This window comes from Azohydromonas lata (assembly GCF_034427735.1).
In the GTDB taxonomy this organism is placed as follows: Bacteria; Pseudomonadota; Gammaproteobacteria; order Burkholderiales; family Burkholderiaceae_C; genus Azohydromonas; species Azohydromonas lata.
Window position 1 is genome coordinate 32708 of record NZ_JAXOJX010000039.1, and the last position, 25286, is coordinate 57993.

The following is a 25286-nucleotide window of genomic DNA, read 5'->3' on the forward strand; positions in this document are numbered from 1 at the left end:
CATGACGCACGCCGCTTCCACCCTCACCCCCGACCTCGCGCTGCACCTCCTGCGCCGCGCCAACGACATCGCCCGCCACGCCCTGGCCCGCGGCCACCATCCCTTTGGCGCGCTGCTGGCAGGGCCGGATGGCGAGGTGCTCATGGAGCAGGGCAACGTGGACAGCGTGAACCACGCCGAGGCCGTGCTGGCGCGCGAGGCGGCCGAGCGCTTCGACCCCGGCTTCCTCTGGCGCTGCACCCTGGTCACCACCGTCGAGCCTTGCGCCATGTGCGCGGGCACGCAGTACTGGGCCCACATCGGCGGCCTGCTCTACGGCATGAGCGAACGCGAGCTGCTGGCGCTCACCGGCGCCCACCCCGAGAACCCCACGCTGGACCTGCCCTGCCGCGAGGTCTTCAGCCGCGGCCAGAAGCCCATCGCCGTCACCGGGCCGGTGGCGCAGATGCGCGAGGACATCGCGGCCCTGCACCGCGACTTCTGGCGCACGCGCTGACGGCGCCGCCCCCCGGGGGCGGCCCGTGCGTCTGAGACACTTGCGCCTTTCCTTGACGTCCCCGACGCCGGCCCGCCGCGGCCGATGTCCCGCCGCATGGCCTGGCACGCAGAACTCTCCATCCGCTATTTCCGCGACAACGAGCGCACCACCGCGCTGGACCGCCACCAGGGCCCGCTGCGCGTGCTGCAGCGGCTCTACCCCGAAGGCCCGCGCACCTGCCACCACGTGCTGGTGCACCCGCCCGGCGGCGTGGCCGGCGGCGACGAGCTGCACCTGAGCCTGCAGCTCGAACCCGGCACCCACGCCCTGCTCACCACGCCCGGCGCCACGCGCTTCTACCGCAGCGCGGGCGAGACGGCGCTGCAGTCGGTCAAGGCCACGCTGCAGGGCGACGCGCGGCTGGAGTGGCTGCCGCTGGAAGCCATCGCCCACGACGCCTGCCGCGCCGAGAACCACCTGCGCTTCGAGCTGCAGGACCAGGCGCAGATGATGGGCTGCGACGTCATCGCCCTGGGCCTGCCCGCCGCGGGCGACCCGTGGCGCCGCGGCAGCTTCCTGCAGCACATGGAGTTGCCCGGCGTGTGGCTGGAGCGCGGCCACCTGGACGCCGCCGACACCCGGCTGCTGGACAGCCCGCTGGGCTGGGCCGGGCAGCGCGTGCTGGCCACGCTGTGGTTCGCCTCGGCGCAGCCGCTGCCCGCCGCGCTGCGCGAAGCGCTGCTCGAAGCCGGCCGCGCGCTGTGCGAGGGCGAACCCCGCGCCGGCGTCACCAGCCCCTCGCCGCGCGTGGTCGTCCTGCGCATGCTGGCCGCGCGCGTGGAGCCCGCGCAGCGGCTGCTGCAGCAGGTGTGGATGCGCTGGCGCGAGAGCGCCTGGCAACTGCCGCCCTGCCCGCCGCGCGTGTGGCGTACCTGAGGCCGCCGCGGGCCCGGCCCAGCCCGTCCCCGCGCGAAGGCAACAGAGTTTTTACTGGCGCAACAAATCACCGGACCGTGCTGGATAGAGTTTTGATGTCCAGGCACCACCTTGCACCGCGGCACCGGCCACCGGCATGGCGCGGCCAGGCGCAGGACGGCGGGACGGCGGGACGGGGCGAGTGCGGCTCGGCAGCCGGCTCACCCGTGATCAAAACGGCTGTATTTCGGTTTATGTCCAAGCTTGATCGTCGCCCGGTCTCGGAACCGGCTTACGGCACCACGCGTCGCCGCCCTGCGGCCACGGCGCCTGGGCGGCTGCGGCGGGGCCCGCGTGCCGACGCCGCGGGCAGGCTGCGGCAAAGCGAAGCGGCCCTGCGGGACAGCGAGCAGCGCTTCCGGCAGATGTTCGAGAAGAACCGCTCGGTCAAGCTGATCATCGACCCGGCCACCGGCCGCATCGAGGACGCCAACCAGGCCGCCTGCGACTTCTACGGCTACACCCGCGCGCAACTGCTGGCGCTGCGCATCTGCGACATCAACACCCTGCCGCCGGCGGAAGTCTCGCGGGAAATGGCGCAGGCCCGCGCCGAGCAGCGGCTGTACTTCAACTTCCGCCACCGGCTGGCCAGCGGCGAGGTCCGCGACGTCGAGGTCTACAGCGGGCCGCTGAGCACGCCGCAGGGCCAGCGGCTGTACTCCATCGTCCACGACGTGACGGCGCGCAAGGAATCCGAAGCCGAGCTCAGCAAGTTCCAGTTGTTCAGCGAGCACGCCAGCGACGCGCACATCCTGCTGGACCAGAACTCGCGCATCCGCTACGCCAACCGCCGCGCCTGCGAGCGGCTGGGCTACGGGCGGGAGGAAATCCTGCAGCTCGGCATCCCGGACATCGACCCGAACTACGACCACGCCATGGTCCAGGCCCACTTCCAGTGCTGCATAGAACGCCGCATGCCGCCGTTCGAGACCGTGCACCGCACAAAGGGCGGCGAGGAATTTCCGGTGGAGGTGTCTTCCACCGCGCTCCAGTTGCGCGGCGAGTGGTTTGCCTTCACCGCGTGCCGCGACATCACCGAGCGCAAGGCCGCCGAGGCGCAATTCAAGTTCCTGGCCCATTACGACGCGCTGACGCGGCTGCCCAACCGCGTGCTGTTGTCGGACCGCATGGCCCTGACCTTTGCCCAGGCGCGGCGCAGTGGCCAGCAGGTGGCCGTGTGCTACCTGGACCTGGACGGCTTCAAGGCCATCAACGACGAGCTGGGCCACGAGGCGGGCGACGCCGTGCTCGTGGAGGTGGCGCAGCGGCTGCAGCGCAGCGTGCGCGCGGGCGACACGCTGGCGCGCTTGGGCGGCGACGAATTCGTGCTGCTGCTGCAGGGGCTGGATGGCGGCCCGGCCTGCGCCGCGCTGCTGCAGCGCGTGCTGGAGGCCATCGCCGCGCCCCTGCACGTCGCGGGCTGCGAGCGATGCATCTCGGCCAGCCTGGGCTTCACGCTGTTCCCGGAGGATGACGGCGAGCCCGATGCGCTGCTGCGCCATGCCGACCAGGCCATGTACCGCGCCAAGCAGGCGGGCAAGAACCGCTTCTTCAGCTTCGCCGACCTCGCGTTGCCCAGGCGCTGAACCCTTGCTGAGCCGGTGCCGGGCCGGCGTGGCACGCCCGCGAAGGCGGACACCCACACAAGCTGCTGAACTGTTACCTTGAACCGGTGGGTCCCCGGACCTTCTTGAGGACCGGTTTCCAATTGACGGAAGGCGCGTGGATGCCCGCCTTCGCGGGCGAGGCCCCTCAAAAAGCAAGCCCCGTTCCAGCATGGGCGCACCGCAGGGGTGCATCGATGCCCCCGCAACGGCGGCAGGAACGTCATCGCCTCAAGCACCGATGCGAAAACGCCCGCTTTCGCACCACGGGCGGACGTGGAAAAGCCCGCGCCGGCGGCTCAGATCGCCACGAGGTTGCGCACCCCGTTGGCCTCCATGTCGCGCCCCGCGCCGCGGGCGACCACCTCGCCGCGCTCCATCACCAGGTACTGGTCGGCCAGCTCGGCGGCGAAGTCGTAGTACTGCTCCACCAGCAGGATGGCCATGTCGCCGCGCTCGGCCAGGCGGCGGATCACCCGGCCGATGTCCTTGATGATGCTGGGCTGGATGCCTTCGGTCGGCTCGTCCAGGATCAGCAGCTTCGGCCCCCCCGCCAGCGCCCGCGCGATGGCCAGTTGCTGCTGCTGGCCGCCCGACAAGTCGCCGCCGCGGCGGGAGAGCATCTGCTTGAGCACGGGGAAGAGCTCGAACAGCTCGGCCGGAACCGGCGTGCCGCCGGGCAGCTTGGCCAGGCCCATGCGCAGGTTCTCTTCCACCGTGAGGCGGCCGAAGATCTCCCGGCCCTGCGGCACGTAGCCCATGCCGGCGCGCACGCGCTCGTAGGGCGCGGCGCGCGAGACGTCCTGCCCTTCCAGCTTCACGTTGCCGCTCTTGATGGGCACCACGCCCATCAGGCTCTTGAGCAGCGTCGTCTTGCCCACGCCGTTGCGGCCCAGGATGACCGTCACCTCGCCGCGCCGTGCCTGGAAGGCCACGTTGCGCAGGATGTGCGAGCCGCCATAGAACTGGTTCAGGCCCTCGACCTGCAGCATCACTTCAGCGCCCAAGGTACACCTCCACCACGCGATCGTCGTTCTGCACCTGCGACAGCAGCCCCTCGGCCAGCACGTGGCCCTCGTGCAGCACCGTCACCTTGCGGTGGCCCTGCGTGAGCTGGTCCACGAACTTCATGTCGTGCTCCACCACCATCAGCGAGTGCTCGCCGGCCAGCGACAGGAACAGCTCCGCCGTGCGCTCGGTTTCCTCGTCCGTCATGCCGGCCACGGGCTCGTCCAGCAGCAGCAGCTTGGGGTCCTGCATCAGCAGCATGCCGATCTCCAGCCACTGCTTCTGGCCGTGCGACAAGAGGCCGGCCAGGCGCTGCGCCGAAGGCTTCAGGTGGATGCGCTCCAGCATGGCGCCTATGCGGTCGAGCTGTTCGCCCGTGAGGCGCGAGAACAGGCTGGCGCGCACGCGGCGGTCGGCCTTCAGGGCCAGCTCCAGGTTCTCGAAGACGCTGAGCTCCTCGTACACCGTGGGCTTCTGGAACTTGCGGCCGATGCCGATCTGGGCGATCTCGTTCTCGCGCAGGCGCAGCAGGTCGATGTTGGAGCCGAAGTGCACCTTGCCCTGGTCGGGCGCGGTCTTGCCGGTGATGACGTCCATCATGGTCGTCTTGCCCGCGCCGTTGGGTCCGATGATGCAGCGCAGCTCGCCCACGCCGATGGTGAGGCTCAGCGCGTTGAGGGCCTTGAAGCCGTCGAAGCTGACGGTCACGTCCTCCACGTACAGCGCCACGCCCTGCGCGAAGTCGGCCACGCCCTGGGCCATGGGCCGGCCGAAGCCGCCTTCCCAGGCCGAGCCGCCACCGACGGCGGCGAGCTTCTGCTGGTGCGCGGCCAGGGCGCGCGCGCCTTCATCCATCAGGTCCGGCGTCATGCCCGCTCCTCCTTCTTGAACCGGCGCAGCAGGCCGACGATGCCCTGCGGCATGAACAGCGTCACCGCGATGAACAGCGCGCCCAGGAAGTACAGCCAGTACTCGGGAAAGGCCTGCGTGAACCAGCTCTTGGCGCCGTTGACGAAGAACGCACCGACGATGGGCCCCACCAGCGTGGCGCGCCCGCCGACGGCCGCCCACACGGCGATCTCGATGGAGGCGGCCGGCGACATCTCGCCCGGGTTGATGATGCCCACCTGCGGCACGTACAGCGCCCCGGCCACCGCGCACATCACGGCCGACACCGTCCAGATCGCCAGCTTGTAGGCCAGCGGGTCGTAGCCCGTGAAGCGCACGCGGTTCTCGGCGTCGCGGATGGCCTGCAGCACGCGGCCGAAGCGGCTGTGCACCAGCGCGCGGGCCATCAGGTAGAAGCCGATGAGCGTCAGGCCCGTCATCACGAAGAGGACCATGCGGGTCGAGGGCTGCGCCAGCGGCACACCGACGATGCGCTTGAAATCGGTAAAGCCGTTGTTGCCGCCGAAACCCGTCTCGTTGCGGAAGAACAGCAGCATGGCCGCGTAGGTCAGGGCCTGCGTGATGATGGAGAAGTACACGCCCTTGATGCGCGAGCGGAAGGCGAAGTAGCCGAACACCCAGGACAGCAGCCCCGGCACGGCCAGCACCAGGACGAGCTGCAGCACCAGCGAATCGCTCCACAGCCAGTGCCAGGGCAGCTCCTTCCAGTCCAGGAACACCATGAAGTCCGGCAGGTCGCTCTTGTAGTTGCCGTCGTGGCCGATCTGGCGCATGAGGTACATGCCCATGCCGTAGCCGCCCAGGGCGAAAAAGAGCCCGTGGCCCAGGGACAGGATGCCCGTGTAGCCCCAGATCAGGTCCATGGCCAGTGCGCAGATGGCGTAGCACATGATCTTGCCCACCAGCGCCACCAGGTGGTCCGGCAGGTGCAGCGGGTGCGTGGCCGGCAGCATGAGGTTGAGCGACGGGACGATGACCAGCACCGCCATCAGCGCCGCGCCCACGCCGGCCCAGCCGCGCGTGCCCAGCAGCAGGCCGCGCCGCGGCGTCAGGCCCAGCGGCGATTGCAGTACCGCACTCATGCTTCCCTCCCCTTCAGGGCGAACAGGCCCTGCGGACGTTTCTGTATGAACACCACGATGAACACCAGCACCATGATCTTGGCCAGCACCGCGCCGGCCCAGCCTTCAAGCAGCTTGTTGAGCAGCCCAAGCCCCAGGGCGGCCCACACCGTGCCCGCGAGCTGGCCCACGCCGCCCAGCACCACGACCATGAAGCTGTCCACGATGTAGCTCTGGCCCAGGTCGGGGCCGACGTTGCCCACCTGGCTGAGCGCGCAACCCGCCAGGCCCGCCAGGCCCGCGCCCAGCGCGAAGGCCCAGGTGTCGATGCGGGCGGTGTGGATGCCCACGCAGGCGGCCATGCGGCGGTTTTGCGTGACGCCGCGGACGAACAGGCCCAGCCGCGTCTTGGAGATCAGCAGCGCCACCCCGGCCAGCACCAGGCCGGCGAACACGATGATGGCCAGCCGGTTGTAGGGCAGCGTCAGGTTGCTCGCCAGCGCCAGGCCGCCGGACAGCCACGCCGGGTTTTCCACCGGCACGTTCTGCGCGCCGAACAGCGAGCGCACGCCCTGCATCAGCACCAGGCTGATGCCCCAGGTGGCCAGCAGCGTTTCCAGCGGGCGGCCGTAGAGCCAGCGGATCACCAGCCGCTCCAGCACCGCGCCCACCAGCCCCGCGGCCAGGAAGGAGGCCGGAATGGCCACCAGCACGTAGTAGTCGAAGAAGTTGGGCAGCCAGGCGCGGAAGGCGTTCTGCACCACGTAGGTGGCGTAGGCGCCGATCATGATCAGCTCGCCGTGGGCCATGTTGATCACGCCCATGAGGCCGTAGGTGATCGCCAGGCCCAGGGCCGCCAGCAGCAGGATGGAGCCCAGGCTGAAGCCGGTGACCAGCACGCCCGCGCGCTCGCCCCAGGCCAGGCGCGACTCCACCTTGGTAATGGCCGCGGCGATGACGGTGCGCAGCTCGGGGTCGGTTTCCGCCTCCAGGCGCTGCAGCAGCAGCGCGCGCACGGCGGGCTCGCCGCTGCCGGCGAGCTGTTGGGCCGCTTCCAGGCGCTTGTTGCGGTCCGGCGAAGCCACCAGCACGTAGGCGCGCAGTTGGTTCAGGCGCTCCTTGAGGGTGCCGTCGGACTCGGCGGCGTAGGCCTTGTCGATGAGCGGGAGCTTGGAGTCGTCCACCTCGTCGGCCAGCGCCTTGATGGCGGCGGCGCGGGCGTCGCGCTCGGGGGAGAACAGGTTCAGGGCGGCCAGGGCCGACTGCAGCTCGCGCCGCATGCGGTTGTTGTTGGTGACGTCCTGCGCATCGCCGGGGAGCTGCGCGGCGGCGCCGGTGGCGGCGTCCACGGCCGAGCCGTCCTTCCTGACGATGAAGACGCGGTCGGCGGAAACGCGCACCGCGTCGTCCAGCAGGGCCTGCACGTAAGCGGCCAGCGTGGCGTCGCCGTTTTGCGCCACGGCCTCGATGAGGGCTTGTGCGCGCGTGTCGTTGTCGCCGTCGGCGATGGCGCGCGCCTGGGGCGGCGTCAGCGCCTGGGCCGAGAAGGCCAGCAGCGCCGTGAGCAGCGCGAGCAGGCCGCGCAGGAACGAGGTTTTCACAACCATTCCCTGTAGTTCCGTTGTGGGGGCGACAGTCCGGCAAGCGTCAATGGCTTGCGGCAGCCCGACAGCCAAGGCCTTGCGCCTACTACTTCGTCATTCCCGCGCAGGCGGGAATCCAGGCGGTCCCACGTCAAAGCGGAGCGACGGCGCAGGACCACCTGTTGACCTGGGTTTGCCTACCCCTGCGCCATTGGCTGGCTTGGGGACCGCCTGGATTCCCGCCTGCGCGGGAATGACGGATCTGGGGGGTGCGGCATTGCAGCGGCACGGCCACCAGGCGCTGGACAGCACCCGGTAGTGGCGTGCCGATGGCTTAACCGCCCCAGCCGCTTACTTGGCCGCGGCCATCTTCTCCGGCTCGTCCTTCTTCTTGTCGTTGCCGGGGATGTAGGGGCTCCAGGGGTTGGCGCGCACGGGGCCGGGGGTCTTCCAGACCACGGAGAACTGGCCGTCCGCCTTCACTTCGCCGATGAACACGGGCTTGTGCAGGTGGTGGTTCTTCTCGTCCATCTTGGCCACGAAGCCGCTGGGGGCCTTGAAGGTCTGGCCGGCCATGGCGGCGATGACCTTGTCGGTGTCCGTGCTCTTTGCCTTCTCGACGGCCTGCTTCCACATGTGCACGCCGATGTAGGTCGCCTCCATCGGGTCGTTGGTCAGCGGCTTGTCCTTGTGGCCGGCGATGTTCTTGGCCTTGGCGTAGGCGGACCACTTCTTGACGAACTCTTCGTTGGTCGGGTTCTTCAGGCTCATGAAGTAGTTCCAGGCGGCCAGGTGGCCCACCAGCGGCTTGGTGTCCACGCCGCGCAGTTCCTCTTCACCCACGGAGAAGGCCACCACCGGCACGTCGGTCGCCTTCAGGCCCTGGTTGCCCAGCTCCTTGTAGAAGGGCACGTTGGAGTCGCCGTTGATGGTGGAGACCACGGCCGTCTTCTTGCCCTCGGCCGAGAACTTCTTGATCTTGGCGATGATGCTCTGGTAGTCGGAGTGGCCGAAGGGGGTGTACTCCTCCATGATGTCGGCGTCGGCCACACCCTTGGACTTCAGGAAGGCGCGCAGGATCTTGTTGGTGGTGCGGGGGTAGACGTAGTCGGTGCCCAGCAGGACGAAGCGCTTGGCGCTGCCGCCGTCCTTGCTCATCAGGTATTCGACGGCGGGAATGGCTTGCTGGTTGGGGGCGGCGCCCGTGTAGAACACGTTCTTGCTCAGTTCCTCGCCCTCGTACTGCACGGGGTAGAACAGCAGGCCGTTGAGCTCCTCATACACCGGCAGCACCGACTTGCGGCTCACCGAGGTCCAGCAGCCGAAGGTGACGGCGACCTTGTCCTGGCTGATGAGCTGGCGGGCCTTTTCGGCGAACAGCGGCCAGTTGGAGGCGGGGTCCACGACCACGGGCTCCAGCTTCTTGCCCAGCACGCCGCCGGAGGCATTGATCTCGTCGATGGCCATGAGCACCGTGTCTTTCAGCACGGTCTCGGAGATGGCCATGGTGCCCGACAGCGAGTGCAGCACGCCGACCTTGATGGTGTCGGCGGCAGCCGCGGGCAGCGCGGTGGACACCAGCGAAGCCAGGGCCACGGCGCCCAGCGCCAGATTGAAACCGCGACGATTTGCCTTCATGTGCATTCCCCTCTAAGGGCCCCTGTGGCGGGCCGTTGATCGAACGGGATGCAGTGTCGAAGCGGGGGCGTCGCGCCGGAATACGACAACTTGCGTAGATACGCGCGGAGTACGACAGATGGCGTAGGGAGGCTTCCCCGGTGCGCCGGAGAAGCCTCCCGTGCGGGACGGCAGCAGCAGGCGTCAGATCGCCCCGACGCTGCCCGTCACCGGCAGCACGATGCCGGTGATGTAGCCCGCGCAGGCCGGCGCCGCCAGGAACACGTAGGCCGGCGACAGCTCCTCCGGTTGGGCGGCGCGCTTGAAGTCCGTCTTCTTGCCGAACTCGGCGACCTTCTCGGCCGGGGAGTCGGCCGGGTTGAGCGGCGTCCACACCGGGCCGGGCGCGACGGCGTTGACGCGAATGCCCTTGGGCAGCAGGTTGGAGGCCAGCGACTTGGTGAACGCGTGGATGGCCCCCTTGGTGGCGCTGTAGTCCAGCAGTTGCTGGCTGCCTTCCAGCCCGGTGACGGAGCCGGTGTTGATGATGGAGCTGCCCGCCTTGAGGTGGGGCAGCGCGGCCCTGGCCATGTGGAAGTAGCCGAAGACGTTGGTGCGCAGCGTCTCGTCCAGCCGCTCCTCGGTGATGTCCTCCAGGCTCTCGGCGTGCTCCTGGAAGGCGGCGTTGTTGACCAGGATGTCCAGCTTGCCGAATTCCTTGACCGCCTGTTCCACGGCCTGCTTGCAGAAGGCCATGTCCTTGACGTCGCCGGGAATGAGGATGCAGCGGCGCCCTTCCGCTTCCACGCAGCGTTTCGTCTCCTCGGCGTCCTGGTGCTCGTTGAGGTAGACGATGGCCACGTCCGCGCCCTCGCGCGCGTAGAGCACGGCCACGGCGCGGCCAATGCCGGAGTCGCCGCCCGTGATGAGTGCGGCCATGCCCTGCAGCTTCTCGCTGCCCTTGTAGTTGGGCGCCTGGAATTGGGGTTGCAGCTGCAGCTCGGCCTCGATGCCGGGCTTCTCGATGTGCTGGGCCGGCAGGTCGGTGGGTTGCCGGCGGGCGCCGGTCTGTGGCGGCTGCTGCGGTTCCCCACCGCCGCCCTGCTGGGCCTTGCGGTTGTCCTTCTGGTCCTGCTGCTTCTGGATGCCGCGCTGCTTGTCAGCCACGGCGTCGGCGTTTTGCTGCTTGTGCTGGGAATCGCCTTGCTGTTTCATGGGTGGGCTCCGTGTGGGGTGGGATGGAGCTGCGGTCGGCAGGTGGCGTGCCTGTTGAATCCGGCCGAAATATTGATATTCGCGTCCGTCCTTTTGCAATGACCGCCCGGCAATCGAATCACGCACAAACCGCAAGACGCTTTTCTTCCGAATGCACGAAGCCTTCGCCATTCATCATTAGAATGCGGACGGCCCATACACGTCAGCATCGATTCGACGCCAATCAATATGCATCTCACAGACGTCATTCCCTGGGGCCGCTCACTGGCCGAATACCAGGCCATGTTCTCGCTGTCGCAGGAGGATTTGAACAAGAAAAGAATTCTGGGTTGCGGCGACGGGCCGGCCAGCTTCAATGCCGAGGCCACGGCACAAGGTGGCCGCGTCATTTCCGCCGATCCAATATACGCCTTCTCCAGACAGCAAATTGAGAGTCGAATCCTGGAAAGCTATTCGACCATCGTGGCGCAGCTTGCCAGCCATCAGGCTGATTACATTTGGGATTTAATGCAGAGCGCGGAAAACGTGGGACGCCAGCGCATGCAAGCCATGAACAGGTTTCTGGCCGATTACGACATTGGCAAGCATCAAGAGCGCTACGTAGAGGCCGCACTGCCAACTTTGCCGTTTGAGAGCAAGAGTTTCGATCTGGCCCTATGCTCTCATTTCCTTTTTCTCTACAGCAGCCAAGTTGCTCTCAAGGCTCACCTTGAAGGCGCCCGCGAGATGTGCCGGGTTGCCGCAGAGGTCAGGATATACCCTCTTGTTGCGATGGAGGGCGGATTATCTCCTCATTTGCCGGCAGTCATGGACGCCTTGCAGGCGGAGGGCATACAGACAAATCTTGCCCCCGTTTCGTACCGTTTTCAAAAAGGCGCAACACAGATGCTGGTGTTGCGAAGGCAATAAAACCCACGCCTTTTCTCTTTGTCTATAACTCCCTCTTCACACTCGTCTGATTTTCCAAAATTTACAGCCATGTCCACCATCGCCCTGAATCCCAACCCCGAAGAAAATCCCCGCGTCAAAGCCGTCTTCGACGACATTCGCGCCACGCGGAAAACCGATTTCGTCAACAACATGTGGCGCGCCCTGGCATTCGACGCCACGCTGCTGGAAAACACCTGGGCCGAGGTCAAGGAGGTCATGGCCACGCCCTCCTCGCTGGACCCCCTGACCAAGGAAATGATTTACATCGCCGTGTCCGTGGCAAATTCCTGCAGCTATTGCATCCACTCCCACACGGCTGCCGCCAAGGCCAAGGGCATGACCAGCGAACAGCACGCGGAACTGCTCACCATCATTTCGCTGGCGGCCAAGACCAATCACCTCGCCAACGGGCTTCAATTGCCGCTGGATTCGGTGTTCGACGCCAACTCGGTGGCGCAGGCTTGAGCAGGCAACCGGGAATTCTTGAACGAATTCTTGATGCCGCACCGCCACAACCACGCCGCGTTTACAGACAATAAGAAGTCTGCTTCTCAAGCGGGATGCCGCGCAGATGGCACACAAGCCCACAACCTCGCTTGAGCCTCATCAAGGATTCAAGGGAACTATGAAAACAGTCCGCGTCAGCCTCTCCGCTCTTTCTGCCCTCGCCGCACTCGCTCTTGGCGGCTGTGCCTACAACACCATTCCCTACAGCGCCTCGGCCAAAAACGTTGAGAAAATAAAGGGGATCAACATTCAGCCCGTTGCCATTGAAAAATTCACGGCCGCGACACCGGGCAAGGATTCCATTGCATGCCGCGCCGCTGGCTCCGTCACTGTGAAACCGAATTTCGAGACGTATATCGAGCAGGCCTTCATAGACGAGCTCAAGATTGCTTCGGCATATGACGCCAAAGCCGCCACCAAGCTTTCCGGAAAAATCGACAATATCGATTTCAGCTCCGGCATTACCGACGGCAACTGGACCATCAGCCTGACACTGACCAACGGTAAGGCACAAAGCTACACCACCAAAACGGTGTTCCCGTTTTCCGGCAGCTTCGTCGCTGAAAAAGCTTGCCAGGAAGTGGCACAGTCATTCAACCCCGCCGTGCAAAAACTCATCCAGGACGTTGTCAGCGACCCGAAATTCAAGACGATTGCCAGCCAGTAAGCAAACAGCCACTGCCCAACGGCAAACTGGCTTTTTCTGAAAGACATTTGGATTGCAGCTGGGCCACACGACGTCTTGGGGACATCGGTGGCCCAGAGTCAGCTGCATTACTCTCGTGCCGCCGCCAGCGGCCCCAGCCTTTTCACCACCAGCGCCGCCGCCGCCGTGCGCGTTTCGACGCCCAGTTTCTCGAACACGTGCTCCAGGTGTTTCGTGACCGTGCGCGGGCTGGTGCCCAGGATGTCGCCGATATCGCGGTTGGTCTTGCCCTGCAGCACCCAATAAAGCACTTCGGATTCGCGTGCCGTGAGGCCAAAGGTCGGCCCAAGCGCGGCAATCGTCGCGGTGTCGTTCTGCTCGCGCAGCACCAGCAGCCATTCGTCCTCGCCCATGGCTTCGTGCAGCACGAAAGTCAGGCGGCGGGCAGCCTGCGTCACGGCCAGCGTCGCGCCCAGCGCGGGTTTTACGTTCAGCCAAGCACGCAGCGGCGCGGGGGCTGAACCGTCGGGCCCGGGAGCGTCGTCACCCGTAAAAAACTCGGCCAGGAGCTGGCGGGCCAGCGCCGTCTGCCACACCAAGCGGCCGTCGCGGGCGCGCAGCACCACGCTGGCGTGGCCGAAGGCGTCCAGCACCCGCCGCGCCTGCGTCTGCGAGCGGGCGCTGTGCAGGTGCGCGGCCATGCGCGCCAGCACCTCGCTCGTGCGCAGCGGTTTCGTGACGTAGTCGTTCACGCCGGCGGCGAAGGCCTTCACGAGGTGCTCACTCTCGGTCAGCCCAGTCATGAAGACGATGGGCGTGGCGGCGGTGCGCGGGTCGGCGCGCAGGCGGCGGGCGACTTCGAAGCCGTCCATGCCGGGCATCACGGCGTCCAGCAGCACGATGTCGGCCTGCGTGGCACGGGTGAGCGCCTGCTCGCCGGAGGTGGCCACCAGCACGGTGTAGCCGCCCTCGTCCAGCGCGTCGTGCAGCAGCGCCAGGTTGTCCGGCACGTCGTCCACCACCAGCACCACGCCGGCTCCTCTGTCCAGCTCAGGCACCTTGTTCATCTTGGGCTTCCAGGGTCTTGCGCACGGCGCCCGCCAGGGCGTCCAGCTCGAAACGCTGCAGCAGCGCGCGCAGCGGGGCCGCGAAGGCAGGCCCTTGTTGTGGGTCGGATTCGGCAATGCGCTCCAGCGCCGCCCTCGCCCCGCGCACATGGCCCAGGCGCAAGGCTTCATCCAGCGCGCGCAGCAGTTTCACATCGGGGCGCCACGCGGGATCAGCCGGCGCGGCCGCGGTGGCCGGGACCGGCGCGGCACGTGCGGGCTCCGGCTCGGCGGCCGGCGCCTGCTGCGACGCCGCGGCTGCCGGCAAAGCGGGCGCCGGCGCTGGATGCACGGGCAGCTCCTCAATCCACGCCAGTTTCAGCCGCCGCTCCAGCCAGTCCAGCAAATCGTCCACACGCACGGGTTTGACGAAAAAGTCGCGCGCGCGCACGCCGGGGTCGTTGTCCAGGCCGCGGTCAAACGCGTTGGCCGAGACGATGGCCACGGGCGCGTCGTCGGCCAGGCCCAGGGCGCGCAGGCGCTGCAGGGTCTGCCAGCCGTCCAGCCCGGGCATGGCCAGGTCCATGAAGAGGGCGTCCGGCCGCAGCGCGGGCCACAGCGCGATGGCCTCGGGGCCGCTGGCGGCCTGGTGGATCTCGAAACCCAGCGGCTGCAGCAGGTTGAGCAGCAGCTCGCGGTCCGGCGCCTCGTTGTCCACCACCATGAGTTTGCGGCGCGGCCCCAGGTAGCCGCGGCGCGCGCCGCGCACGGCCTGCGGCGGCGGCGCGTCCACCTGGGGCAGGAAGAGCTTCAGCGTGAACGTGCTGCCCTCGCCCGGCGTGCTGCGCGCGGCCAGCTCGCCGCCCATGAGGATGACCAGCATGCGCGCGATGGTGAGCCCCAGCCCCGAGCCGCCGCCCGCGGCGCTGCCGCGCTCGAAGGGGTCGAATACCCGCTCCAGCTCCTGCGCGTTCATGCCGGGGCCGCTGTCCTGCACTTCGAAGAGGGCCATCTGCCGCGCATAGCGGGCGCGCAGCGTGACGCTGCCCGCGGCGGTGAACTTCACGGCGTTGCCCAGCAGGTTGATCAGCACCTGGCGCAGCCGGCGCTCATCCGCCCGCACCCACGGCGGCATGGCGGTGTCTATCTCGGTGCGGAAGTCCAGGCCCTTGGCCGTGGCCTGCAGCTCGAAAAGGCGGGCAATTTCGCCCACCGCCTCGCGCAGCGCCATGGGCTTCACGTGGAGCTGCACCCGGCCGCTCTCGATGCGCGAGAGCTCCAGCGTGCCCTCGATCAGCGAGAGCAGGTGCTCGCCACCGCGGCGTATCACCTGCACGGCGTGCTGGCGGCGCGGGGGCATGTTGGCGTCGTCCTCCAGCAGTTGGGCGTAGCCCAGGATGGAATTCAGCGGCGTGCGCAGCTCGTGACTGATGGCGCTGATGTAGCGGCTCTTGGCCTGGTTGGCCGCGTCCGCGGCGCGCTTGGCCTGCTGCAGCGCGGCGTCGGTGCGGTGGTGGGCCTCGATCTCGCGCTGCAGCGCGGCGGTCTGGCGGCGGCTTTCCTCCTGCGCCAGGGCGCGGCTGCGCTGCGCCAGCACCAGCCACCACAGCACCATCCCGGCCGCCGGAAGCCCCAGCAAGGCTTCGCTGATGAAACTGCCGCCGGCGGCGGCGTGGCGGTGCAGCAGCCACAGCGCCAGCGCCAGCAGCGGCGCGCCGGGCAGCGCCGCCAGCAGGTAGGGCGCCAGGCCCTTGTCCAGATAGGCATAGGCGCCGCGCGGCAGCAGCGCGCGCAGCAGCCGCTCCCATTGCGCATCCAGCCGCGCGTGCGGCTTGCACAGGTCGCCGCAGCGCGCGTCCAGCGTGCAGCACAGCGAGCAGATGGAGCCCTGGTAGGCGGGGCAGCGCGCCATGTCGTCAGGCTCGTAGCGGCGCTCGCACACCACGCAGCGCACGCCTTTCAACGGCTTGTCCGGCGCCGCGGCGGCCTGGGCGGGCTTGGCGCTGGCCGCCTTGGCGTCGCCAGCCTTGGGCTCACCGGCGGGCCTGGCTTGGGCCGCCTTCTCCGCCGTCCACGGCGCCTCCTGCGGGGAGCGTGCGAGATAGAACCGGCCGCGCGTGGCGCGGGCCACCAGGGGCGAGGTCACCAGCGCGGTGACCATGGCGATCAGCGCCGAAAACGCCTGCGCCCCGGCGCCGAAGGCGCCCAGGTGGGCGGCCACCGAGAGCACCGAGGCCAGCCCCATGGCGCTCACGCCCACGGGGTTGACGTCGTACAGGTGGGCGCGGCGGAACTCGATGCCCGGCGGCGACCAGCCCAGCGGCTTGTTGACCACCAGGTCCGCCACCACGGCCATGATCCAGGCCACCGCCACGTTGGCGAACAGGCCCAGCACGTGGCCCAGGGCCTGGAACACGTCCATCTCCATCAGCGCCAGCGCGATGAGGGTGTTGAACACCATCCACACCACGCGCCCCGGATGGCTGTGCGTGGCGCGCGAGAAGAAGTTGCTCCAGGCCAGCGACCCGGCGTAGGCGTTGGTGACGTTGATCTTGAGCTGCGACACCACCACGAACAGCCCCGTCGCGGCCACCGCCCAGCCGTAGTGCGGAAAGACGAACTCGTAGGCCGCCAGGTACATGCGGCTCGGGTCCACGGCCAGCTCCAGCGGCACCATGTGCGTGAGCGCCAGGTGCGCCAGCAGCGCGCCGCCGAGCATCTTCAAGACGCCCGGAATCACCCACCCTGGCCCGCCCATGAGCACGGCCGCCCACCAGTTGAAGCGCCCGCGCCGGCCCGGCTTGGCCTCGGGCATGAAGCGCAGGTAGTCCGCCTGTTCGCCCATCTGCAGGATGAGCGCGCTGCCCACCGTCACCGCGGTGCCGAAGCCCAGCCAGCTGAAGCCCGCGCTGCCGTCCGGCCCGGCGTGCTGCATGAAACCCTGCAGCAGCGCCGGCTGCTCGCGCAGCACCACCACGTAGGGCGCGATGAGCATCACGAGCCACAGCGGCTGCGTCCAGAGCTGCAGCCGGCTGATGGTGGTGACGCCGTGCGTGACCAGCGGAATCACCACCAGCGAGCACAGCAAGTAGCCCCAGGCCGGCGGGAGGCCGAAGACGAGGTCCAGCGCGTAGGCCATGACCGCCGCTTCCAGCGCGAAGAAGATGAAGGTGAAGCAGGCGTAGACCAGCGACGTGACCGTGGAGCCCAGGTAGCCGAAGCCGGCGCCGCGGGTGAGCAGGTCCATGTCCACGCCATGGCGCGCGGCGTAGACGCTGATGGGCAGCCCGGCCAGAAAAATGATCAATCCCGTGACGAGGATGGCCAGCGCCGCATTCGTGAACCCGTGCTGGACCAGCAGCGTGGCGCCCACGGCCTCCAGCACCAGGAAGGACGACGCGCCGAAGGCCGTCTGCGCCACGCGCCAGGGGCTCCAGCGCCGGAAGGCGCGCGGGGTGAAGCGCAGCGCGTAGTCCTCCATGGACTCGCGCGCCACCCAGGCGTTGTAGTCGCGCCGGATCTTGACGACGCGCTGAAGCGGCTCACCGGCGGCAGGAGCGGCGGCGGGGGAAGGCGGGGACTGCATGGGTGTGGTCAAGCTCAACCGCCTTGCCGTTCAAGAAACGCACCAAGTCTCCCCCATTGGGGGGATGTCCGGCATCCATCGTGCTAAAAGCCCGGCCCATGGAACTCACGCCCCGCGAGAAAGACAAGCTGCTGATCTTCACCGCCGCGCTGCTGGCCGAACGGCGCCGCGCCCGCGGTTTGAAGCTCAACTACCCCGAGGCCGTCGCGCTGCTGAGCGCGGCCATCATGGAAGGCGCGCGCGACGGCAAGTCCGTGGCGCAGCTCATGGGCGAAGGCAAGACCCTCCTCACCCGCGACGACGTGATGGACGGCGTCGCCGAGATGATTCCTGAGATCCAGGTCGAGGCCACCTTCCCCGACGGCACCAAACTGGTGACCGTGCACCAACCCATTGCCTGACAACGCACTCAATCAGTGCAACAACAAGGACGAGGCACAAAAATGAAGCAACTCCTGATCGCGACGCTGGCCGGTTTCGCCGGCCTGGCACAGGCACACGAGGGCCACGGCCTGCCGGGTGCGGCGCACTGGCATTCGACCGATGCGGTGGGCTACGTGGTGCTGGCCGCCGTGGTGGCCGCGGCGCTGTGGAGCACGCGTCGCAAATGATTCCCGGCGAGCTCATCACCGACGACGGCGCCGAGCTGGAGCTCAACCCCGGCCGGCGCACGCTGGCGCTGGTGGTGGAGAACGCGGGCGACCGCCCCATCCAGGTCGGCTCCCACTACCACTTCGCCGAGACCAACGGCGCGCTGCGATTCGACCGCGAAGCCGCGCGCGGCATGCGGCTGAACATCCCGTCCGGCACGGCGGTGCGCTTCGAGCCGGGCCAGCAGCGCACGGTGGAACTGGTGGACTACGCCGGCACGCGCGAAGTCTGGGGTTTCAGAGGCCTCGTCCAAGGAAAGCTCTGAATGGCAAACATCTCCCGGCGTGCCTACGCCGAAATGCTCGGCCCCACCGTGGGCGACCGGCTGCGATTGGCCGACACCGAACTGCTGATCGAAGTTGAAAAGGACTTCACCCTGGCCGCGGGCGGCTACGGCGAGGAAGTGAAATTCGGCGGCGGCAAGACCGTGCGCGACGGCATGGGCCAGGGCCAGCGGCCCAACGGCCCTGGCGCGGCGGACGCGGTGGACTGCGTGATCACCAACGCGCTGATCGTGGACCACTGGGGCATCGTCAAGGCCGACATCGGCCTGCGCGGCAGCCGCATCGCGGCGATCGGCAAGGCGGGCAACCCGGACGTGCAGCCGGGCGTGGACATCGTCATCGGCCCGGGCACGGAAATCATCGCCGCCGAGGGGATGATCGTCACGGCCGGCGGCATCGACACGCACATCCACTGGATCTGCCCGCAGCAGATCGACGAGGCGCTGAACTCCGGCGTCACGACCATGATCGGCGGCGGCACGGGCCCGGCCACCGGCACCTTCGCCACCACCTGCACGCCCGGCCCCGAGAACATCGCCCGCATGCTGATGGCGGCCGAGGCCTTCCCCATGAACATCGGCTTCATGGGCAAGGGCAACGCCAGCCGCCCCGAGGGCCTGCGCCAGCAGATCGAGGCCGGCGCGCTGGGCCTGAAGCTGCACGAGGACTGGGGCACGACGCCCGCGGCGATCGACTGCTGCCTGAGCGTGGCCGAGGAAACCGACACCCAGGTGGCGATCCACACCGACACGCTCAACGAGTCGGGCTTCGTCGAGGACACCATCGCCGCCTTCAAGGGCCGCACCATCCACAGCTTCCACACGGAAGGCGCGGGGGGCGGCCATGCGCCGGACATCATGAAGGTGGTGGGCGAAGCCAACGTGCTGCCCTCCTCCACCAACCCGACGCGGCCCTACACGGTCAACACGCTGGACGAGCACCTGGACATGCTCATGGTGTGCCACCACCTGGACGCGTCCATCGCCGAGGACCTGGCGTTCGCCGAGAGTCGCATCCGCCGCGAGACCATCGCCGCCGAGGACGTGCTGCACGACCTGGGCGCCATCAGCATGTTCAGCTCCGACTCGCAGGCCATGGGCCGCGTGGGCGAGGTCGTCATCCGCTGCTGGCAGACGGCGCACAAGATGAAGGTGCAGCGCGGGCCGCTCGCCGGTGATTCCGCGCGCAACGACAACGAGCGCGTGAAGCGCTACGTGGCCAAGTACACGATCAACCCGGCGCTGGCGCACGGCATCTCGCACGAGGTGGGCTCCATAGCGGTGGGCAAGTGGGCCGACCTGGTGCTGTGGAAGCCGGCCTTCTTCGGCGTCAAGCCGAGCCTGGTGCTCAAGGGCGGCTTCATCGCCACGGCGGCCATGGGCGACGCCAATGCGTCCATCCCGACGCCGCAGCCCGTGCACTACCGGCCCATGTTCGGCGCCTTCGGCGGCGCGCTGTCGGCCACGTCGCTGACCTTCGTGTCGCAGGCGGCGCTGGGCGGCGGTGCGCTGGACCGGCTCAACCTGCGCAAGACGCTCTCGGCCGTGCGCGGCTGCCGCACGGTGAGGAAGGCCGACATGGTGCGCAACGGCTACGCGCCGCACATGGAAATCGACGCCCAAACCTACGAGGTCCGCGCCGACGGCCAGCTCCTGACCTGCGAGCCGGCCCAGGTGCTGCCCATGGCGCAGCGGTATTTCCTGTTCTGACGGGGTCATTCAACCGGCGGCTGGCCGCCGGGTTCAGCATCTCTCCATGGACACCCTTCTCCTCCCCTCCACGCCGCTGCTCTTCGCCTTCCTCGGCGCCAGCCTGGTGCTGGCGCTGACGCCGGGGCCGGCCGTCGTCTACATCCTCACGCGCACGCTGGCGCAGGGGCGCGCCAGCGGGCTGGCCTCGGTGGCGGGCGTGGCGCTCGGGAACCTGGGCAACGCGGCCGGCGCCGCGCTTGGGCTGGCGGCGCTGTTCGCGGTGTCGGCCGCGGCCTTCACGGTCGTGAAGTGGCTCGGGGCGGCCTACCTGATCTACCTGGGCCTGCGCCTGTGGCGCCAGGGCGATGCGACGGCCGGCGCGCCGCAGGTGCGGGCGCAAAGCCACCGCCGCGTGTTCGCCGACGGGTTCGTGGTCGCGCTGCTGAACCCCAAGACGGCGCTGTTCTTCGCCGCTTTCCTGCCGCAGTTCATGAACCCGCAAGGCGCGGTGCTGCCGCAAAGCCTGCTGTTGGGCGGGCTGTTCGTGGCCGTGGCGGCAAGCACCGACCTGCTCTACGTGCTGGGCGCGAGCGTGCTGGCGCCGCGGCTGCAGCGCGGCGTGGCGCAGGCGCGCTGGGGGCGGCGCATCGCCGGATCGTCCTTCATCGCGCTTGGGCTGCTCACGGCGTTTTCGGACCGGCCGCGGGCGTGATTCGCCCAAGCGCCACAGACCTTTTTTGACTTCTTCCGCCATGCCGCGCCCGCCAGGGCGGCCGGCAGACGCACTGCATACTGCCGCCCCATGCTGACCGTCAACAAACTCCTGCCCCGCGGCCAATCGCTGGCGCCCGCCCTGCGCCGCCGCGCCGCCACCGTCGAACTCGACTGGGACACGCGCCAGAAGAGCCGCTTCGAAGCCACCGACAGCCAGGGCCGCCAGCTCGGCGTCTTCCTGCCCCGCGGCAGCGTGGTGCGCGGCGGCGACGTGCTCGTGGCCGAGGACGGCTCGCTGGTGCTCGTCCAGGCCGCACCGCAAGCCGTGCTGGAAGTGCGCGCCGCCGAACCCTTCGCCCTGCTGCGCGCCGCCTACCACCTGGGCAACCGCCACGTGCAACTGGAACTGCAACCCGAGCTGCTCAAGCTGGAGCCTGACCACGTACTGGCGCAGATGCTGCAGCAGATGGGGCTGCAGGTAAGCGAGGCGCAGTCGGCCTTCGAACCCGAGAGCGGCGCCTACGCGGCGGGCGGCCCTGCGCAGGGCCACGATCACGCGCACGGCCACGACCACGGCCATGTGCATGGCCCGGGCTGCGGTCACGACCACTCGCAGGACCACGGCCACAGCCCAGCGCAAAGCCAGGACCACGGCCACGTGCACGGCCCGGGTTGCGGTCACGACCACGCGCACGACCACAAGCACGAACCCGCTCCCGCCCCCGCCGCGGCCCCGTCGCGCGGCAAGCCGCTGGGCATTCCCGTGGCCGCCGCGCCTGTGCCGCACGTGCACGGCCCCGGCTGCGGACACGACCACTGATGGCGCCGGGCGCCCTGCTGGACCTGCTGTGGCTGGCCTCGCCGGCCCTGCCGGTGGGCGGCTTCAGCTACTCCGAGGCGCTGGAAGCGGCCGTCGACACCGGCCTGGTCACCAACGAGGAGCAGGCCCGCGCCTGGCTGCTCGACCAGCTCCACCTGTCCCTCTCCCGCGCCGACTTGGCCGTGGTCGCCACTGCGCATGCGGCTTGGCAGGCGGGTGACGAATCGCGCATCCGCGAGCTCAACGACTGGGTGCTGCTCACCCGCGAGAGCAGCGAGTTGCGCCAGCAGGCCGAGCAGATGGGCCGCTCCATGCTGGAGTGGCTGCGCAACCAAGCCGACGCGGCCAGCGATCCGCGCCTGGCGCAGCTCGCCGCGCTGAAGCCGCCCACCTGGCCCGTGGCTTGGGCGCTGGGCGCGGCCCGCGGCGGCGCGGCGCTGGAGCCCACGCTGGTGGCCCACGCCTTCGGCTGGGCCGAGAACCTGGTGCAGGCCGCGCTCAAGGCCGTGCCGCTGGGCCAGAGCGCGGGGCAGCGCATCCTGGCAGCCTTGTCCAGGGACATTCCCGCCGCCGTGGCCCACGCCATGAGCCTGGACGACGCCCGCCGCCAGGCCTTCACGCCCATGCTGGCCATCCTCTCGGCCCGCCACGAGACCCAGTACTCCCGCCTCTTCCGTTCCTGAAACCGAAAACGAAGTGATGAACAAGCTGCACGCCATCCCCAACCGCACCAAGAAACTCCCGCCGCTGCGCGTGGGCGTGGGCGGCCCCGTGGGGTCGGGCAAGACCACCCTGGTCGAGATGCTGTGCAAGACCATGCGCGAGCGCTGGGACCTGGTGGTGGTGACCAACGACATCTACACCAAGGAAGACCAGCGCCTGCTCACCGTGGCCGGCGCGCTGGACCCCGAGCGCATCGTGGGCGTGGAAACCGGCGGCTGCCCGCACACGGCCATCCGCGAGGACGCCTCCATCAACCTGGAAGCCGTGGACCGCATGCTGGAGAAGTTCCCCGACGCGGACATCGTCTTCATCGAGTCCGGCGGCGACAACCTGGCCGCCACCTTCAGCCCCGAGCTGTCGGACCTGACGATCTACGTCATCGACGTGGCCGCGGGCGAGAAGATCCCGCGCAAGGGCGGCCCGGGCATCACCAAGAGCGACCTTTTCGTCATCAACAAGATCGACCTCGCGCCCCACGTCGGCGCCGACCTCTCGGTGATGGAGGCCGACACGCGCCGCATGCGTCCCAACCGTCCCTTCGTCATGACCAACCTGCGCACAAGGCAGGGCCTGCAGGACGTGGTGGAGTTCATCGAGCAGCGCGGCATGCTCACCGTCGCCTGAAAAGGATTGCGGCGGCCTTGAATCCGGCTGCGCCGGGCCGTGACGGCCGGCAGCCGCCGCGTCACAGCCGTATCCGCGCTTGACCCCGGGCCGCCCGGGGCACGCCGCCTGCTGACGGCGGGGCATCTCCAACGCCAAGTGAGGCATGCCCATGGGTCTGATCAATTTCGTCAAGGAAGCCGGCGAGAAGCTGTTCCACCGCGGTGGCGACGACAAAGCGGCCGCTGCCGCCGCCCCGGCCGCGGCGCCCACCCAGGCCGACGTGGCCGCGCTCAACCAGCAGGCGGGCGACGCCATAGAGCACTACGTGCAGCAGTTGGGCCTGCAGGTGCAGAACCTGCAGGTCACCTTCGACGGCGCCACCTCCACCGCTACCGTGGCCGGCCAGGCGCCGGACCAGGCAACCAAGGAGAAGGTGCTGCTGGCCTGCGGCAACGTGCAGCACGTGGCGGCCGTGACGGACCAGCTCACCGTGGCCGGCGCGCCCCAGGCCGCCGCCTCCCCCGAGCAGCAGCCGGCGCAGTTCCACACCGTGGCGTCGGGCGACAACCTGTCGAAAATTTCCGCCAAGTACTACGGCAGCGCGAACGACTACATGCGCATCTTCGAGGCCAACAAGCCCATGCTGTCGGATCCGAACAAGATCTATCCGGGCCAAGTACTGCGGATTCCGGCGAAAGCTTGAGGCGCTGCCGCGAGCTGAACGGCCCGCTGAAAACGACGATGCCCGCTCAAGAGCGGGCATCGGTGCTTGAAAAGGGTGCTTTCAGCGGGCGGTCACACCGGCATCAGCGAAATCACCGGCCGGCGCGGCGCGGCGGGCACGGGGGCCGGCAGCGGGCCCGTCACGGCGGCGATGCTGGTGGAGGCGGCGTGCTTGGCCAGCGCCTCTTCAAACGTCTCCACCGCGCAGTCCTGGCAGCAGCCGCAGTTGCGGGCAATGCAGGTGTCGTCCTGCAGCGTCTCGAAATCACGCGTACCCGTGCGGACCGCCTCGCGGATATCGCGGTCGCTGATTCGGTGGCACAGGCAGACGATCATGGCGGCACTCACTGAAGAAGTGCGTCCAGTATCGCAAATGAGAACGCTTCTCAGCAAGTATTCCCTGGCAACGACGAGGCGAAGCCCCGTGTAAAAGGCCGCAATCCGCGAGATCGCCGCAGAAAACCGGCGAACTCATGACTGCTCGGTCACAAAAAGAGGCGGCGTCCGGCTGGTTCCCCAAAAACAACGGGCTCCCGAGGAGCCCGTGGGTGCCAGCCGCTCGGCCGGTCCGGCAGGAGTGCTGCGGTGCCGGATGCGCCACGAGGCGGGAGGCGTTGCCGCGTCAGTCGCCGTGAGGCTTCATCTGCGACTGCAGGTAGTTCTGCTCGCCGACCTGGCCCACCAGGTCGATCTGGGTTTCGAGGTACTCGATGTGTTCCTCGGTGTCGTCCAGGATGTCGGTGAGCAGGTCGCGCGTGACGTAGTCGCGCACGGACTCGCAGTGCTGGATGGCGTCGCGCAGGACGACGGCCGAGCCGATTTCCAGCTTGAGGTCGCAGCTCAGCACTTCGATGGCGTTCTCGCCGATGAGCAGCTTGCCCAGGTCCTGCAGGTTGGGCAGGCCTTCGAGCATGAGGATGCGGTCAATGATCTTGTCCGCATGCTTCATCTCTTCGATGGACTCCTCGTACTCATGCTTGGCCATGCGGTCGAAGCCCCAGTGCTTGAGCATGCGGTAGTGCAGGAAGTACTGGTTGATGGCCGTGAGCTCGTTCTTGAGCTGGGCGTTGAGGAAGTCGATGACTTGCGGATCACCCTTCATGGGGAGCACTCCTTGTCGGTTGTTGTGAGCGAGGTTTGTGATTTTCGGCCGGCCATCATCCGGCCAGGGCCCTTGTCCATGACAACGCGGACGGGACGCGACGCATTCTCAAGAGCCCGACTCCCTTGGCCGCCGACAGCCCGCCTCAGGCCTGGATCAGGCCCCAGCGCAGCGCCACCAGGGTGAGCTCGGACTGGTTGCCCGCGCCGAGCTTCTGCTTCACATGGTAGAGGTGCGTGCCCACGGTGCTGGGCGAAAGTTTCAGGTCCGTTGCGATCTGCGCCACGCTGCGCCCGCGCGCGAGCTGTATGAACACGGCGAACTCGCGCTCGGAGAGCAGCTCCACCGGGCTGGCGTCGCCTTCGAGCTGCGCCAGCGCCAGCGCCTGCGCGGTGCGCGCGTCCACGTGGCGCTTACCCGCGGCCACGGCGCGCACGGCGGCCACCAGCTCGTCCGGCGCCACGCGCTTGGCCAGGTAGCCCAGCGCGCCGGCGCGCAGCACGCGCTGCGGATGCGCCGTGTCCTCGTGCGCCGACAGCACCAGGATGCGCGCGCGCGCATCCTGCGCAATGAGGCGGCGCACCGCCTCCATCCCGCCCATGCCCGGCATGGACAGGTCCATCAGCACCACGTCCGGCCGCAGCGAGGCGTAGAGCTGGCAGCCCTGCTCGCCGTCGCCGGCCTCGCCCACCACTTCCATGCCGGCATCGGCCAGCAGCATGCGAAAACCCATGCGCACCAGGGCGTGGTCGTCCACCAGCAGCACCCGCGTCACGGCGCCTCCCTTTTCATGGCTTGCGGCCGTGA

The 25286-nt window shown here is 68.5% G+C and carries 26 protein-coding genes; 15 read left to right on the plus strand and 11 right to left on the minus strand.

Translation table 11 applies throughout. The features are described 5' to 3' along the window. Position 1: 1 nt before the first annotated feature. The 3 genes from SM757_RS21365 (at position 2) to SM757_RS21375 (ending at position 3039) form a co-directional block, all read left to right on the plus strand. Positions 2-496 (plus strand): nucleoside deaminase, encoded by a 495-nt coding sequence (locus SM757_RS21365; RefSeq protein WP_322466963.1) that lies wholly within the window; start codon positions 2-4, stop codon positions 494-496. Positions 497-592: 96 nt separating this feature from the next. Further along, complete coding sequence (locus SM757_RS21370) at positions 593-1414, plus strand: urease accessory protein UreD (protein WP_322466964.1); 822 nt, start codon at positions 593-595, stop codon at positions 1412-1414. Positions 1415-1647: 233 nt separating this feature from the next. Continuing rightward, a complete protein-coding gene (locus SM757_RS21375) occupies positions 1648-3039 on the plus strand; it encodes a sensor domain-containing protein (protein WP_322466965.1) in 1392 nt (463 codons plus the stop codon). Between the two features lie 317 nt (positions 3040-3356). Here the strand turns inward: SM757_RS21375 and urtE are convergent, their stop codons facing one another. The 6 genes from urtE to SM757_RS21405 all read right to left on the minus strand — a co-directional run bounded on the left by urtE (position 3357) and on the right by SM757_RS21405 (position 10450). Continuing rightward, the gene (gene urtE, locus SM757_RS21380) at positions 3357-4049 is read right to left on the minus strand and encodes an urea ABC transporter ATP-binding subunit UrtE (protein WP_322466986.1); all 693 of its coding nucleotides are present in this window, start codon (positions 4047-4049) and stop codon (positions 3357-3359) included. Between the two features lie 4 nt (positions 4050-4053). Next, complete coding sequence (urtD, locus tag SM757_RS21385; RefSeq protein ID WP_066341402.1) at positions 4054-4935, minus strand: urea ABC transporter ATP-binding protein UrtD; 882 nt, start codon at positions 4933-4935, stop codon at positions 4054-4056. Next, positions 4932-6056 carry an urea ABC transporter permease subunit UrtC gene (urtC, locus tag SM757_RS21390; RefSeq protein WP_066341400.1) on the minus strand — a complete coding sequence of 375 codons (1125 nt, stop codon included), beginning with the start codon at positions 6054-6056 and terminating at the stop codon, positions 4932-4934. Before urtC ends, urtD begins: the two co-directional genes overlap by 4 nt. Next, entirely contained in the window at positions 6053-7642 is a 1590-nt protein-coding gene (urtB, locus tag SM757_RS21395; RefSeq protein WP_322466966.1) for an urea ABC transporter permease subunit UrtB, read from the minus strand. The genes urtC and urtB overlap by 4 nt, the downstream gene beginning before the upstream one ends. Positions 7643-7969: 327 nt before the next feature. Beyond that, complete coding sequence (gene urtA, locus SM757_RS21400; RefSeq protein ID WP_066341411.1) at positions 7970-9256, minus strand: urea ABC transporter substrate-binding protein; 1287 nt, start codon at positions 9254-9256, stop codon at positions 7970-7972. Between the two features lie 183 nt (positions 9257-9439). Next, entirely contained in the window at positions 9440-10450 is a 1011-nt protein-coding gene (locus SM757_RS21405) for an SDR family oxidoreductase (RefSeq protein WP_322466967.1), read from the minus strand. Positions 10451-10678: 228 nt separating this feature from the next. On the opposite strand from SM757_RS21405, the gene SM757_RS21410 reads away from it, so the two are divergent. The 3 genes from SM757_RS21410 (at position 10679) to SM757_RS21420 (ending at position 12554) form a co-directional block, all read left to right on the plus strand. Continuing rightward, entirely contained in the window at positions 10679-11359 is a 681-nt protein-coding gene (locus tag SM757_RS21410) for a class I SAM-dependent methyltransferase (RefSeq protein WP_322466968.1), read from the plus strand. Positions 11360-11428: 69 nt separating this feature from the next. Continuing rightward, entirely contained in the window at positions 11429-11845 is a 417-nt protein-coding gene (locus SM757_RS21415) for a carboxymuconolactone decarboxylase family protein (protein WP_322466969.1), read from the plus strand. A gap of 160 nt (positions 11846-12005) precedes the next feature. Further along, the gene (locus tag SM757_RS21420) at positions 12006-12554 is read left to right on the plus strand and encodes a hypothetical protein (RefSeq protein WP_322466970.1); all 549 of its coding nucleotides are present in this window, start codon (positions 12006-12008) and stop codon (positions 12552-12554) included. A gap of 107 nt (positions 12555-12661) precedes the next feature. On the opposite strand, the gene SM757_RS21425 is transcribed toward SM757_RS21420, so the two are convergent. Together SM757_RS21425 and SM757_RS21430 are read right to left on the minus strand one after the other, a co-directional pair. Beyond that, positions 12662-13600, minus strand: a complete 939-nt coding sequence (locus SM757_RS21425; protein WP_322466971.1) for a DNA-binding response regulator — start codon at positions 13598-13600, stop codon at positions 12662-12664. Beyond that, positions 13584-17165 carry a hybrid sensor histidine kinase/response regulator gene (locus SM757_RS21430; RefSeq protein WP_322466972.1) on the minus strand — a complete coding sequence of 1194 codons (3582 nt, stop codon included), beginning with the start codon at positions 17163-17165 and terminating at the stop codon, positions 13584-13586. The genes SM757_RS21425 and SM757_RS21430 overlap by 17 nt, the downstream gene beginning before the upstream one ends. A gap of 98 nt (positions 17166-17263) precedes the next feature. Here SM757_RS21430 and ureA point away from each other — a divergent pair, with 98 nt between their 5' ends. The 9 genes from ureA (at position 17264) to lysM (ending at position 23357) form a co-directional block, all read left to right on the plus strand. Then, positions 17264-17566: an urease subunit gamma gene (gene ureA / locus SM757_RS21435; RefSeq protein WP_066341382.1), complete on the plus strand. Its 303-nt coding sequence runs from the start codon at positions 17264-17266 to the stop codon at positions 17564-17566. Positions 17567-17608: 42 nt separating this feature from the next. After that, positions 17609-17776, plus strand: coding sequence for a hypothetical protein (locus SM757_RS21440; RefSeq protein ID WP_157119203.1), 168 nt, complete (start codon positions 17609-17611; stop codon positions 17774-17776). Next, positions 17773-18081 carry an urease subunit beta gene (locus tag SM757_RS21445; protein ID WP_322466973.1) on the plus strand — a complete coding sequence of 103 codons (309 nt, stop codon included), beginning with the start codon at positions 17773-17775 and terminating at the stop codon, positions 18079-18081. Before SM757_RS21440 ends, SM757_RS21445 begins: the two co-directional genes overlap by 4 nt. Then, positions 18082-19809, plus strand: coding sequence for an urease subunit alpha (ureC, locus tag SM757_RS21450; protein ID WP_322466974.1), 1728 nt, complete (start codon positions 18082-18084; stop codon positions 19807-19809). It begins immediately after the preceding gene. Between the two features lie 46 nt (positions 19810-19855). Further along, entirely contained in the window at positions 19856-20503 is a 648-nt protein-coding gene (locus SM757_RS21455; RefSeq protein WP_066341376.1) for a LysE family translocator, read from the plus strand. A 90-nt stretch (positions 20504-20593) separates the two neighbouring features. After that, the gene (gene ureE, locus SM757_RS21460; RefSeq protein ID WP_322466975.1) at positions 20594-21325 is read left to right on the plus strand and encodes an urease accessory protein UreE; all 732 of its coding nucleotides are present in this window, start codon (positions 20594-20596) and stop codon (positions 21323-21325) included. After that, a complete protein-coding gene (locus SM757_RS21465) occupies positions 21325-22008 on the plus strand; it encodes an urease accessory protein UreF (RefSeq protein ID WP_066341374.1) in 684 nt (227 codons plus the stop codon). The genes ureE and SM757_RS21465 overlap by 1 nt, the downstream gene beginning before the upstream one ends. Before the next feature lie 16 nt (positions 22009-22024). Next, positions 22025-22672, plus strand: coding sequence for an urease accessory protein UreG (ureG, locus tag SM757_RS21470; protein ID WP_322466976.1), 648 nt, complete (start codon positions 22025-22027; stop codon positions 22670-22672). A gap of 151 nt (positions 22673-22823) precedes the next feature. Then, positions 22824-23357, plus strand: coding sequence for a peptidoglycan-binding protein LysM (lysM, locus tag SM757_RS21475; RefSeq protein WP_066341372.1), 534 nt, complete (start codon positions 22824-22826; stop codon positions 23355-23357). A 92-nt stretch (positions 23358-23449) separates the two neighbouring features. Here lysM and SM757_RS21480 read toward each other — a convergent pair whose 3' ends face one another. The 3 genes from SM757_RS21480 to SM757_RS21490 form a co-directional block, all read right to left on the minus strand. After that, complete coding sequence (locus tag SM757_RS21480; protein WP_084267832.1) at positions 23450-23713, minus strand: (2Fe-2S)-binding protein; 264 nt, start codon at positions 23711-23713, stop codon at positions 23450-23452. Between the two features lie 286 nt (positions 23714-23999). Then, a complete protein-coding gene (gene bfr / locus SM757_RS21485; RefSeq protein WP_066341370.1) occupies positions 24000-24479 on the minus strand; it encodes a bacterioferritin in 480 nt (159 codons plus the stop codon). Positions 24480-24624: 145 nt separating this feature from the next. Then, positions 24625-25254 carry a response regulator gene (locus SM757_RS21490; RefSeq protein WP_084267831.1) on the minus strand — a complete coding sequence of 210 codons (630 nt, stop codon included), beginning with the start codon at positions 25252-25254 and terminating at the stop codon, positions 24625-24627. Positions 25255-25286: the final 32 nt, after the last annotated feature.